Genomic DNA, 13,036 nt, shown 5'->3' with positions numbered 1-13,036 from the left:
TCTTTAGCCAGGAGGGGCGCCGTCAATGCAAATGCTGCAAAAAATCCAGCTCGGGCTGTGGCTTTCCAAGCAGGTAGCCCTGTACGAATGAGCAGCCGAGTTTGCGCAGCACAGCCAGCTCGCCATCATGCTCAACGCCCTCCACGATCACCGTCAGCCCGAGTGAGCGAGCCATGCCGATCATGGATTCGAGCAGGCGGCGTGTCTGCACATCGGCGTCGATCCCGCTGACGAAACTGCGGTCGATCTTCATGGTGTCGCACGGCAGCAAGCTGACGTGGCTCAGCGAGGAAAAACCGGTGCCGAAATCGTCCAGTGCCACATGGATGCCAAGCGTGCGCAAGGACTGCAGGGTGGCACTGCAGGAAAGCATGTCCGAGACGACTAAACGTTCCGTCAGCTCGACCGCCAAATGTTTGCGCACCGGCTCGGGCAGGTTGATGGTGAGAATCTGCATCAATCGACCCGACGCGAGGCTGCGCGCGGTGACGTTCACATGCAGACGGAACGTGGGCGGCAGGTCTTGGCTCCACGCCACCAGACTATCAATGGCACGTTCCATCACCCAGGCATCGATGCGGCTCATCAGCGGCGTGTGCTCGATCGCCTCCAGGAATTCGCCAGGGGCAAGCACACCGCGTTCCGGATGATTCCAGCGCAGCAAGGCTTCGGCGCCGACTGGATGCTGGTCGTTTTGGACCGAAAAAATCGGCTGGAAGTAAAGCTCCAGCTCATCGCGTTCAAGCCCTTCTTCCAGTTGCTGGTGAATAGCCAGCGCGGTACGAGTGCTGGTGCGAAGCGCCGGGTCCGCCAAGATCACGCGCTCGTCGCCCAATGGATCGGTGCGGGCCGCTTCGTTCATGGCCAGCCGCAGCAATTCCGCCGCGTCGACAGGCGCCCCTTCGGCCGGCCATACCGCGATGCTGGCGGTAAGTGCATGCACCGAGCTGAGTGCCGGTGACGCTGCCGATGCATGCGGCGTGATGCCGAGAACCGCCTGCACCTCCAGAATCAGTTGCTGGTCGGGTTGCACATCCGGAATCAACCAGCCGAGCATGTCTTCGGCGATGCGCGCGACGGTGTCGACTTGCTCCCACTTCGCCTGCACATGGGCAGCCAGCCGGCGCAGAAAGGTTGCTGCCTGGGCCTCGTCCGTGCCGAGCGCGATGTTGGCATGGTTGTTACAAGCCACCGCCACCAGCGCCAAGGGCCGGTTGGACGCCATCATGCGTTCCGTACGTTCCAGTAGCGCGGCGCGGTTCGGCAGATCGGTTTGCGGATCGAAATGCGAGAGGAAGGCGTGTTCGACGGCGCGCAAGCGGCGGCGTTCCAGTACGGCCGCGATACGCGCGCGCAGCAGCGGCATCAGCACGGGCTTGGCCAGGTAATCCTCGGCACCAAGTTCGATGCACTGCGCGGCCATCTCCAAGGTGTCGTGCGCCGATATCATGAGCACGGAGATATCGCGCAGTTGCTCGTCCGCTCGCATGGCGCGCAGCACCGACACACCATCGGAGCCGGGCATCATCACGTCCAACAGCATGATGTCGGGCGGCTGGCGCAGCGCCTCGGCCAGCCCTATCTCGCCGTCGCGCGCCTCGGCCACGTGCTGGAAGCCCAATTGCTTGAGCCGCTTGCGCAGCATGAATCGACTGTTTTCGTCATCATCCACAATGAGTATTCGAGCATCCTGGCTCACGATGCGCTGCCCTCCAGATTAGGGTTGTCGTGCTTGATCACGCGCTGCAGGGCGTCAAGCAGTTTCGGAAAATCGATCGGCTTGGGAAGGAAGGCATTGGCGCCCGCCTGCATGGCACGCAGAATGTCGTCTTCCATCACGTGGGCGGAGAGCACGATCACCGGCACGTCGTTGGTGAGTGCATTGGCGCGCAGCTTTTGCAAGACTTCCACGCCGTTGATGCCGGGCAGATTGATGTCCAGCAGCACCGCATCAGGACGCTTCCAGACTGCTGCGATGAGCGCCTTCTCACCATCCTCGACATGACGTATCTGGATGCCGTGGCGTAGCAGGCGACGGCCCAGCATGAAGGCGTTGTCTTCATCATCCTCGACGTAGAGCAGGGTGGTCATGGCGCTTCTCTCACCTCGTTCTGGTTCGTCGGTATTTGCAACCGATCCAGCAGGCGATGCACGTGATAGACCACATCGGCATGATTGGCCTCGCCCTTGCGCACCAACAGCACGGCGCGTTCATACAAATTCCGGGATACCTCCGGCGAAATGTCTGCCGCCGTCACCAGCATGATGGGCACGGGCGCCAGCATCGGATCGGTGCGCATCGCCTCGATCACCGCCAGGCCGTCCATGCCGGGCATGATCATGTCCAGCAGCAGCAGGTCGGGCGGGCGGTTGCGCATGAGGTCCAGTGCATGCTGGCCATTGGGCGCCGTTTCCACCTGGTGGCCTTCCTGGCGCAGCGCGTTGGCGATCGAGTCGCGATAGAAATCGTCGTCATCCACGACCAGCAGGGAGCCGCTTTTCGCAGCACCCACGAAACGCTGCACCAGATGGCTCAACCGCTCGCGATCGAACGGCTTGGTGAGATGCTCCACTACGCCAAGCACGCCGGTACGCTGATCCGGGTCGGTGACAGTACAAAGAATCACCGGCAACTCGGCATGCTCGGGATCGGCACGTATGGCAGCGAGCACGTCCCATCCGGTCATGTCGCCGAGCAGAATGTCCAGCACCATGACGGCCGGCCGCAGCGAGCGGGTGAGGGCCAGCGCCTGCTCACCGGATGAAGCACTGACCACGTTGATGCCATCGCGCTCCAAGGCGTTGCGGACCAATTCGCAGGCATCTTCGTCGTCATCCACGACCAGCACGATCGGGTTGCGTCCGCGCGCCGCAGCGGTGTCATGGGCAGCGGCGTGGGGGCGCGGTTCGGGGCTCTCGATATCGCCGACGGGCAAAGTCACGGTAAACACACTGCCGGATTGAATATCGCTGGTGACGTCGATGCGGCCATCCATCAAACCCAGCAACTGCCGCGAGATGGTAAGACCCAAGCCAGAGCCACCGAAGCGGCGTGCAATGGAACGGTCGGCCTGCTCGAATGGCTCGAAAATGCGCTGAATTTGATCGGGGGTCATGCCGATGCCGGTATCCGACACCGTGATGTGCAATTGCTCGGCGTGACGCGAAGCCATAACCTTCACTTCGCCGTTGCGAGTGAACTTGATCGCGTTGCCGATGAGGTTGAGGATCACCTGACGCAGCCGTGTCACGTCAGCACCCATCATCCCCACACCGGGCGCCACTTCCAACAGCAGTCGGTTGCCGTTGGCCTTGGCCAGTGGCTGCATGGAATTGATCACGCTTTCGAGCAGCGTCCGCACATGGACGACTTCGGTGTGCAGTTCGATGCGTCCGGATTCGATGCGCGAGATATCCAGAATATCGTTGATCAACGAGAGCAGATGCCGTCCGGCATTGACGACGCGCTGCATCATCTCCGCGGTTTCGCGATCCTCGCGTTCCTCGGCCTGTTCAAAGGTCAGTTCGCTCAAGCCGATGATGCTGTTGAGCGGCGTGCGCAACTCATGGCTCATATTGGCGAGGAACAACGACTTGGCGCGGTTGGCCGCCTCCGCTTCCAGCTTGGCGATCCGCAACGCCTGCTCGATGAGGATGCGATCGGTGATGTCCATCGAGACCACGCCCACGCCGGCCACCGCGTTGTGTTCGTCGGTGACCGGAAAGCGCCTGGTGAGCAGGGTGTGGGAGCCGCCGAGGTAATTGACCTGTTCCTCGTAGGCAGTGACGCCATGTTCCCGCAGCACTTCGTGATCGTGCTTGCGTATCAGCTCGGCGGTTTCCGGCGTTGCGACGAGGTCGACCGTCTTGCCCAGCAGCTCCTTGGCAGACAACCCCATGAGCTTGACCGCCTCCGCGTTGATGCGCAGGATACGGCCGTCCATATCCTTGATCTTCATCGCCACATTGGAGTGCTGGAAGATGTCCTCCAGCAGGCGCTCGCTGACGCGCATCTTTTTTCGCACGTCCACGAAACGCAGGTAAAGAAAGACGAACCCCGCCGTGGCGATCAGCAGCAACAGCACCAGCAGACCGATCAGGTAGCCATCGCCCAGCAGTGCATCCGCTTCAAGCCATGCACTGGTTGCCGGGGAGGATGCGAATAATGGCAGTGTAACCAGCAGGAGCAGCGCTCCCGCGAACGTGGCCACCTTACCGGCCGAAGTAGGTCGCTTCATAAGGCTTGCCCCCTCTCAACCCGCATCGTTGTTTTCCCTGTGCGCGGGATGGCGCATCCACGCCAGCCGTGGAACATGTTATCCCTTATCGAGAACCATGTAGGAGCTTCGTGAATAGCCACAGGATTTACCGGCTTTTTGCATCGATCTGATCGCTGCAACGTGAAGATCGTGTGAAGAAAAATGCTCCCAATATCTGGGCTTTCCGGCTGCATGCAGCGAAAAGAGCCGGCCCGGCTGCGGGAGCTTCCACGCTTTCAGGCCGGTTTGCTGGGATGAAAATCCCAGCATCGGAAAGTCATTGGCAAGGTGGGCTTGTCATGCCGGCTTGCGAGCTGACGATGGCTATGGGCGTCACCGTGGCTTACGGCCTTGAGGTACTTAATCAGTGACGGAGGAGTCAAAGCCCATCGCGCAGCAACGCCGGATATTTCTGCTGCACATCGATAATCAACTCACCAAACAATGTGTTCGCCCACGCAAACCAGCTACGGGTAAATGTCGCAGGATCATCCTGATCGAACGACTCATGCATGAAGCCGGCCCCTGCATCGGTATCGCGCAACCATGCCAGGCATTGGCGAACCTCTGAAACATCTCCGCTGGTCTGCGCATACATCATGATCGACATCGGCCAGATCATGCGCAGGCCTTCGTGCGGACCACCGACGCCTTCGGCCGCCTTGCCACGGAAGAAATAGGGATTGCGCGGGCTCCATACCCGCTCACGCGTGCGGCGGTACAGCGGATCGTTGCGATCGCAGCAACCCAGGTAGGGCAGACCGAGCAAGCTTGGGACGTTGGCGTCGTCCATGAATAGCTGGTTGCCGAAACCATCGATTTCATAGGCCCAGAAGGTCTGGCCATGGTCGTCGTGCATGTGGCCGTCTTTCTGCACCGCTTGTTCCACTTCGTTCGCCAACGCTTCGCATTGCGATGCGAAGCTGTTGTCGTGGTGCAGGGAGCGGCTCATCTGTGCGAGCTGGCGTAACGACAGCACCGCAAACAGGTTGGACGGTACAGAAAGCGGATACAGGCAGGCGTCGTCAGACGGACGGAACATGGAATGGATCATGCCGTTCGGCCGCGTGGGATTGCCGTAGCCACCAAGCATCAGCGATTCGGTCGGTACCGGCGAGGTGCGCTGAAAGTGATACGGTCCGTGATCATGCTTGCGCTGCTGCTCGCGGAAGGTCTTGAGCACCAGGTGCATGGCTTCGCGCCAGTCGTCATCGAACGGCTCGGTATCGCCGCTCGCCTGCCAATAACCGTGTGCAAGGCGAATCGGGTAGCACAGCGAATCGATTTCCCATTTGCGTTCGCCGACACCGGGTTTCATATCGGTGTTGTCATGCACCGACCAGTCCAGCGGCTTGGCGTGCGGATCAGGCATGAAGGCGTTGGCGTAGGGATCGATGCGAATGCAGCGCGCTTGCCGGCGAATCAAGCCACGAAACAGCCGTTGCAGCGCCGGATCGTTCTTGGCCAACGGGATATACGGCACGACCTGCGCCGACGAATCGCGCAACCACATCGCATCGATGTCGCCGGTGATGACGAAGGTATCTGGCTTGCCGTCGAGCGTGCCTAGCTCCACCGTGGTGTCGAGCGTGTTGGGATAGCAGTTCTCGAACATCCACGCGAGTTTGGGGTCGGCGATGGATGCCTTGACGCTGGCGAGTTGCTGTTCGACGGCTTGGCTGACGAATTTGCGCTTGCCGACGGGAGGGCGTTTGCTGGTGTAGTTCGATGCAGCGCCAGCCATGACGGGCAGCGCGATGCCGGTCATGCCGGCGGCGGTGGCGGTGCTGAGCAGCTTAAGGAAGTCGCGGCGTGTGGGCATGGGTTTGAAGCATCTCCTTTAGCAGCCGTCATTCCGGCGAAAGCCGGAATCCAGTGCAAACACGTCGTGCGTAGCACGCAACATAAAAAATGTCGTGTCCTTCGGACGTCTATTTAGACTGGATTCCGGCTTTCGCCGGAATGACGAGCAAAACATAGTGGAATGATCAACTGTTTAGTGAGTTGCTTTCATCACACCCGCCAAATCCTGCACCCGCAAAGCATGCTGCAACTTATCCAGCCCCGCCTTGCCATCATGCACCGTCACCGTCACACTCTGCCCCGGCAACAGATCAAACGAGTTATCCGACACCTCGGCATCCAGATCGCCGAAGGAAATCCACACATCCCGCGCGAGCGTGTCGCTGGACAAGGTCAAGGCATAGCCATCCGTACCGCTCGCCAACGATGTGTGGATCTTCGGCACCGGCAGCGCCAGCGTCTTCGCTTCATCAAAGAACACCAGATTCTGCGATACCACGTTGTCGCCATCCAGCAACTCGAACACCGCGAACGTGGCATGCGGATCGGCACCGTTGAGCAGTTGCGCATCCGTATAACCCGCCACCTTGGTGCTGCTCAGGGCGGCGAGGCTGGCTGCTTCCTCATGCGTGCTGAGCACCTTGCCGGAGAAATCCATCGTGCGCATGCGCCAATGCAGCGTCGCGGGCGTGGTGCTGTCGGAGACGAGTGACACGGTCGTGGTGCCGTTATTGCGCAAAGCCGCGATCATCAATGGCGCATAGAACCGCCGTGCATGGAACTGCAAGGCCTTCCAGCGGCCGAAATAATCGATGCTGGACCACGATGCACCGGGCCATACGTCGTTGAGCTGCCAATACAAGGAACCCATCGCCTGCGGACGCGAAGCGCGCAGATGCTCGGCATCCAATTGGATGCCTTCGGCTTGCATCACTTGGCTCAAATACACGAACGATTCAAAATCCTTCGGATCGCCGTAGCTGCGCGTGATGTAAAGCAACAGCCGCTTGTTGCCATTGCCGCTATCGAATTTCTGGTGTGCGCGCATCACCGGCGATTCCGGCTGCAGATCGCCCGGCTGGGTGAAGGCGCGGATGGTGCGCATCTCCGGAAACGACTGCAGGCCGTATTCGGATTGGAAGCGCGGGGTCACGTTGAGGTACTCCGTCACCGGCTTGGCGTCACCCGACCATACGTTCCAATAGTGATAGTCGCCGTCGTAAAGCACGTTTGCCGGGCCTTCGTAATCGGTGCTCGGCGTACTGGCCCAGTACGGCACGGTGGGATCGTATTGCATGACCACATTGCGCAGCGTATTGCTGAACAGGTTGACCATGCCGGTCACCAGCTTCTCGCGCTCGTCGCCCGAGATGGCCTTTTTCAGCGCCACCCGGTCGCCCCAGGAATCCCAGCCGGTTTCTACCTCGTTGTTGCCGCACCAGAGCACGATGCTGGGATGGTCACGCAGGCGCTTCACCTGCTCGACCGCCTCCTGCCGCGTATTCTCGACGAAGGCGGTATCGCTCGGCGGAATCGCGCCGCCGAACATGAAGTCCTGCCATACCATCAGGCCAAGCCGGTCAGTCATTTCATAGAACGCATCGGGCATGTAGTAGCCGCCGCCCCAGATGCGCACCATGTTCATGTTCGCGTCGCGCGCCGACTGCAGCACACGCTGCATCTGGGCGTTGGTGGCGCGAGGCGGGAAGCTGTCGAACGGAATCATGTCCGCGCCTTTGGCGAACACCGGAATACCGTTGATCACGAACGCAAAGCCTTTGCCCCAGGCATCCTTGTCGCGCCGCAGTTCGATGCTGCGCAAGCCGGTCGCACGCTGCACGTTGTACAGCTCGCTGCTGCCGTCGCGAACACTGGCCTTGAACGTGTACATGTCCTGCGCGCCGTAACCGGCGGGATACCAGCGCCTGGGGTTGGCGATGCGCAACGGCAGGCTCACCGTATTGCTGCCGGGATCGACCGTGACATCCTGCTCGGCATGCGCGGCCACTTGCCCGTCCGGGCCAACGGCATCCACGCTTACGTGGACCGTTTTGCTGGCATCGGCCAGCACCTCGAACTGCGCCGCCACCTGAGCGGCTTCAGCACTCACATAGTTCTGTTGCAGATGGAAGCCATCCACACGCAGCGAATTCCAGCTATCCAGGTGCACCGGCTGCCAGATGCCTTCGGTGACGATGCGCGGACCCCAGTCCCAACCATATTGATAGGCAGCTTTGCGCACGTAATTGGCGGTCTGCTTGCCCTTGGGCTCGTCGCCGAAGGCGGAATCGAACTCGCCCGGCAGTGCATAAGGCTGCTTGAGCAACCACGGCAGCAAACGCTTGATCGGCGAATACAACCGCACTTGCAGCGTGTTGCTGCCCTCGTGCAGCGCCGATTTCACCGGCACGCGCCAGCGGCGGAACATGTTGTCCGCCGAGGCCAGTTTCTGGCCGTTGAGATAGACGTCGGCGAAGGTATCCAGCCCATCGAACACCAGCTCCACGTGATCGCGCGCGAGCGTGGCCTTGTCGACCGTGAAGGTGGTTTCGTATTGCCAGTCGGACAGGCCCACCCATTGCACGCGCGCCTCGTTGTCGCGGTAGAACGGATCGGGCAGCAGCTTGGCCGCCATCAGGTCGGTTTGCACGGTGCCCGGCACACTGGCGCCGTGCCAGTGCGTGGCGTCGTGATGCTCCTTCGCATGGGCATCGCCCTCCAGCAGGCGGAAGTGCCAGCCGCTGTCCAGATCCTGCGATGTGGTTTGCGCGCTGACGTTGCACGTTGCCAGCGGCAACAACAGAAGTGACAGCAGGGCGATTTTCGAGAAAGGCCGTAAGGCGCCTGCGGACAAGCGAATGGATTCAAGCATGCTGCTCAGCCGTGAATGGTGTGGATACCCGTTGCGCGACGACACCGGCGCCGTCTTGCGCACCCCGTTTTAAATCGATCTATATCAGGCAACCCTAGCAGTTGCCTAGTGGACCACGCATGCCGCGGTGCAATAGCGGGAAGGCGCCCTGGCGCGGGCCAGCGATCCTGCTCGTTGCCCACGAGAAGTCCGGAGCTTCTGGCGCAAGACTTCATGGAAGATCACGAACGGGTGAATTTCCCGCCATAAGGATCGCGCTGTGCAGCGGAATACGTCCACGTGCCGTCATAAAAAGGTATGGCGGTTCTTCACATGGCCGCCATGTAGCCGGTAGTAAAAAAACCCGGACAAGGAGGCGCCTATGAACCCGCGTGCAGGTCTTCACAGCAGCGTGTCAGGAATGCCATTTCCCCCAAGCAAATCCGTCGATACCGCCACGTTGGCCAAGGGTATCGAAGCCAGCAGCGTGGGCATCGTGGTGACCGATGCCACGCCTGCGCAGGCCATTCTCTATGCCAACGATGCCTTTTTGCACATGACCGGTTATGCGCGCGAGGAAGTGCTCGGGCGCAACTGCCGGTTCCTGCAAGGAAACGACACCAACAAAGAGGCCCTGCGGGAGATTGCCGACGCCTTGCAGGAACATCGCGAGGTTTCAACGGAGTTGCTCAACTACCGCAAGGACGGCAGCGCGTTCTGGAACCTGCTGTATATCTGCCCCATCTGCGACGACACCGGGCGGGCGGCGTACTACTTCGGCTACCAGCGCGACATCTCGCAACGCAAGGAAACCGAAGAAGCCTTGCAACAGGCGATGAGGCTGGAAGCACTCGGCAAGCTCACCGGCGGCGTGGCGCACGATTACAACAATCTGCTGCAGGTGATCCAGACGTCGCTGGAAATGATCGAGCTGAGCGTCGCCACCAACGAAGACATCGCCAGCCGCACCGCCCGCACCATCGACACCTGCCGCCGCGCCATCGATCGCGCCGGCATACTCACCAAACAGTTGATGGTGTTTGCCAAGCGGCAGACCTTCGCATCCAGGCCGATCGACATCAACGCATTGCTGGAGCGGCTGAGTAGCGTGCTGACGCAGGCGCTAGGCGAGCAGATCCAGGTAGGTCTGCACCTGCAACCGCATCTGTGGCATTGCACCGCCGATCCCGCGCAGGCGGAGCCGATCATCGTCAACATCGCCATCAATGCACGCGATGCGATGAAAGGTGCGGCGGATCAGCGCCTGGACATCAGCACGTTCAACCACGACCTCACAACCAAGGAAGCCGCGCGGCGCAGCGTCGAACCGGGGCGTTACGTGGAGATCGTCATTGCCGACAATGGCCCAGGCATTCCACACGATATCGTCAACCGCGTGCTCGACCCGTTTTTCACCACCAAGACCGAAGGCAAGGGCGCAGGCTTGGGTTTGTCGGTGGCGTACGGCTTCGCACGCCAATCCGGCGGCACGCTCTACGTGGAAAGCAAGGAAAACGTGGGTACTTCCGTCCACCTGCTGCTGCCTTATGTCGACGCACCGCTGCAGAATGGGCGGGATGAAAGCGACGTGCCTTCCGCGCAGCCGCGCATTCTGCTGGTGGAAGACCGCAGCGACGTCGCTGCCACCACCAAGCAAATGCTGGAGCTGCTCGGCTACCAGGCAAGCATCGCCAACGACGCCGATGCCGCCATGCAAATGCTGCAGCAGAACGACGGCTACGAACTGTTGCTGTCCGACGTCATCATGCCCGGCTCGATGGACGGTATTGCACTGGCGCGCACGGCGACCCAGCAACAGCCCCATCTGAAAGTGCTGCTCGTTACCGGCTATGCGCAGCTCAACGACAACGAAGACCTGGAATTTCCCGTGCTCGCCAAGCCGTATCGCCATGGGGATCTGGCGCGCAGGTTGCGGGAGTTGCTTTATCAGCGGGCGTCGGATGCGGGTTGATGTGAATGTCGCTGGGTAGGTTGGGGTTTGCGCCCTGACACTTGCGGCGTTTTTTCGTCAATCCAGTGAGAAACGAAGTTCGCGTTAATCCCGTTTCAGAGCGAGTCGTCATGCCGGCCTTCGCCCATTGCTGTCCGGGGGAGATTTTGTCGGAGCTCAGGAAATTGCCGCTTTATAGATGCTTTTTGCAAAGGATCGCAGCGAGGAACTTGTTTTCGCCATAGCCTTCAATCTTGCCTCACCGTCATTCCGGCGAAGGCCGGAATCCATGCTTCGTGCTGGCGATGGATTCCGGCCTTCGCCGGAATGACGATTCGCTTCGACATGGCGTCGAAGCAACCCAGGATTTCGCTGTAATGGCGGCTAAAAACGCTGGGAAACCGCAGACTCCAACCCTCGCTTTGGTTCCTATCTACCCGCGCGTGTCGACTGCAGCGTAAATCCGCTTTCGCCGCTCAGCCAGGTGTCCTTGTCGCGGATGATGGCCTGGGCAGGGAGCGAAGGCGTGTCGACCTTGACGCCCGATAGCTTTTGCACGGCCGTTCCTACTGCCACGATTTCGATCAAACCCGGGCTGAGTTCGATGATGTAGGTCTTGATGCCGACGATCTCCTCGGCCCGAACCGCTGCCGCATCTTTTCTCAAACGGTCGAACGCGTTTTCTCTCGCGTCATAGATCAAGGTGGTCAGGTCACTGATTTCGCCTTTGACGAATCCCTTGAACATGGCCTTCAAGCTGCCGATCGTGCCCAGGGAATAAACCGAGGTCGAAATCAGCAGCTTGATCGGAGCGTAGCCAAGGCTCGTCATGGACCACAGCTCTTCACCCGTCAAATCACTGGTAACGGGGTAAGTCTTGCATTCGGCGGGCAGAGCCGGATGGAAGGACGCCGTACCCGTCATATACATCTCATGAAACCCGACGAACTTCATCACGTTGGTTCTGACGCCGACCACGGCATTGGCGCCAGCTTTTCTCGCTTGACTCACCATGCGATCCAGCGCGCGATGACGGGTGGCGTTGAAGATGTCGCTGAATTCGCGGATTTCACCGCGCACCATGGTTTTCAGGTTGCCGACAAAGCCACCTACCGCGCCAACGGAATAGGCAATGTTGCCGAATACGAATTGCAGCGGCTGATAGCCTGCATCCATGTGGCAATAGAGTTCCTGAGCGTCTCCTGCGCTGGTAAACGCCTTGGTGCCCGTGCCGCCGATAACGCCTGAACCAACGAACAGAAACTCGGAATTTCCTGCGAGGTTGCGCAGGTCGGATGACACGCCGACGACACCGTGCACGCCTTCGCGCCGTGCTTCGTCGGCCATGCGCTCGAAAGCCGCTTCGCGTCCATCATGGATCATCGACGTGACCGCAGAGACCTCGCCTCCGACGGCGCCGCGAAACGCGGAGGAAACGCCACCCAGAAATCCCATCGATTGAACGCTATTGCCAACCACGATGCCGCTGGGCTTCAAGCCCTTCAACTGCATGCAATAGATCTCATTTCCGGACAAGCCGGTTACGATCGGTTGCGTCATATGCGTTTGTTCCCCTGGTTAGACGAGCCATGCGAAGTATCCGAATGGTGCGTCACCACAGTATGACGAGCAAGAGCCTGGAAGACGGATGTGGGTGACTGTGATGGATGCCAGGATCGACGTCTTTAAAGATGAGCCACAACCTGATCGGCGCTTATGACTCCTGGGTTTTTTCAACCAAGGATTCCATTAATCTGCACGCATCAGCCATTGCTCTTCAATTTGCCGGATCATCACGCAGGTCTCCTTGAATCCGGCGGGTTTGCAGACGTAGCCATTGGCGCCATGTTGCATGGCTTCCGCTTTCGCCTCGTCGGCATCGGATCCACTGTAGATAAGCACCGGCACCTGCATGGTCCGTTCGGCTGCGCGCAACTGCGTCAATACTTCCAGCCCATCCAGCCGGGGCAGATGCATATCGAGCAAGATGAGTTGCGGTAGCCCAATGGAAGAGGGTTGCCCGTTGCCGAGCAACATATCCAGCGCGGCCTGGCCGTCGTAGACGGCCTGGATGGTGACCTGGGATTTGTTGACCTTAAGCGCGTACTTGAACAAATCAGCCGTGGTGGGGCTGTCGTCAATCAGCAGAATATCCGGCGCACCCGTGCTCAT

Annotated in this window: 8 protein-coding genes; 1 reads left to right on the top strand and 7 read right to left on the bottom strand. The window is 60.1% G+C overall.

The window, feature by feature from the left end:
• Window positions 1-22: 22 nt before the first annotated feature.
• From IEX75_RS09530 to IEX75_RS09510, 5 genes are all read right to left on the bottom strand, one after another.
• The gene (locus IEX75_RS09530) at window positions 23-1,699 is read right to left on the bottom strand and encodes a putative bifunctional diguanylate cyclase/phosphodiesterase (protein ID WP_188793970.1); all 1,677 of its coding nucleotides are present in this window, start codon (window positions 1,697-1,699) and stop codon (window positions 23-25) included.
• Window positions 1,696-2,091 carry a response regulator gene (locus tag IEX75_RS09525; protein WP_188793969.1) on the bottom strand — a complete coding sequence of 132 codons (396 nt, stop codon included), beginning with the start codon at window positions 2,089-2,091 and terminating at the stop codon, window positions 1,696-1,698. Before IEX75_RS09525 ends, IEX75_RS09530 begins: the two co-directional genes overlap by 4 nt.
• Window positions 2,088-4,238, bottom strand: coding sequence for a response regulator (locus IEX75_RS09520; RefSeq protein WP_188793968.1), 2,151 nt, complete (start codon window positions 4,236-4,238; stop codon window positions 2,088-2,090). The genes IEX75_RS09525 and IEX75_RS09520 overlap by 4 nt, the downstream gene beginning before the upstream one ends.
• Window positions 4,239-4,638: 400 nt before the next feature.
• Window positions 4,639-6,081 carry a glycoside hydrolase family 125 protein gene (locus tag IEX75_RS09515; protein ID WP_188793967.1) on the bottom strand — a complete coding sequence of 481 codons (1,443 nt, stop codon included), beginning with the start codon at window positions 6,079-6,081 and terminating at the stop codon, window positions 4,639-4,641.
• A 174-nt stretch (window positions 6,082-6,255) separates the two neighbouring features.
• The gene (locus IEX75_RS09510) at window positions 6,256-8,934 is read right to left on the bottom strand and encodes a beta-mannosidase (protein WP_188793966.1); all 2,679 of its coding nucleotides are present in this window, start codon (window positions 8,932-8,934) and stop codon (window positions 6,256-6,258) included.
• Between the two features lie 361 nt (window positions 8,935-9,295).
• Here IEX75_RS09510 and IEX75_RS09505 point away from each other — a divergent pair, with 361 nt between their 5' ends.
• Entirely contained in the window at window positions 9,296-10,885 is a 1,590-nt protein-coding gene (locus IEX75_RS09505; RefSeq protein WP_229720718.1) for a PAS domain-containing protein, read from the top strand.
• Between the two features lie 408 nt (window positions 10,886-11,293).
• Here the strand turns inward: IEX75_RS09505 and IEX75_RS09500 are convergent, their stop codons facing one another.
• Together IEX75_RS09500 and IEX75_RS09495 are read right to left on the bottom strand one after the other, a co-directional pair.
• Window positions 11,294-12,424, bottom strand: a complete 1,131-nt coding sequence (locus tag IEX75_RS09500) for a heavy metal-binding domain-containing protein (protein WP_188793964.1) — start codon at window positions 12,422-12,424, stop codon at window positions 11,294-11,296.
• 189 nt (window positions 12,425-12,613) lie between these two features.
• Complete coding sequence (locus IEX75_RS09495; protein ID WP_188793963.1) at window positions 12,614-13,036, bottom strand: response regulator; 423 nt, start codon at window positions 13,034-13,036, stop codon at window positions 12,614-12,616.

The sequence above is a fragment of the Dyella nitratireducens genome (genome assembly GCF_014642835.1).
GTDB classification, from domain to species: domain Bacteria; phylum Pseudomonadota; class Gammaproteobacteria; order Xanthomonadales; family Rhodanobacteraceae; genus Dyella_B; species Dyella_B nitratireducens.
The sequence above is the reverse complement of the archived record's forward strand: the minus strand, read 5'-3'. Positions and strand labels throughout refer to the sequence as shown.

What these genes read in the sequence shown, in the direction of transcription:
- IEX75_RS09505 (WP_229720718.1), top strand. Translation starts at nt 9,296, where the DNA reads ATGAACCCGCGTGCAGGTCTTCACAGCAGCGTGTCAGGAATGCCATTT.
- IEX75_RS09520 (WP_188793968.1), bottom strand. Translation starts at nt 4,238, where the DNA reads ATGAAGCGACCTACTTCGGCCGGTAAGGTGGCCACGTTCGCGGGAGCG.
- IEX75_RS09495 (WP_188793963.1), bottom strand. Translation starts at nt 13,036, where the DNA reads ATGAGCACGGGTGCGCCGGATATTCTGCTGATTGACGACAGCCCCACC.
- IEX75_RS09525 (WP_188793969.1), bottom strand. Translation starts at nt 2,091, where the DNA reads ATGACCACCCTGCTCTACGTCGAGGATGATGAAGACAACGCCTTCATG.
- IEX75_RS09515 (WP_188793967.1), bottom strand. Translation starts at nt 6,081, where the DNA reads ATGCCCACACGCCGCGACTTCCTTAAGCTGCTCAGCACCGCCACCGCC.
- IEX75_RS09510 (WP_188793966.1), bottom strand. Translation starts at nt 8,934, where the DNA reads ATGCTTGAATCCATTCGCTTGTCCGCAGGCGCCTTACGGCCTTTCTCG.
- IEX75_RS09500 (WP_188793964.1), bottom strand. Translation starts at nt 12,424, where the DNA reads ATGACGCAACCGATCGTAACCGGCTTGTCCGGAAATGAGATCTATTGC.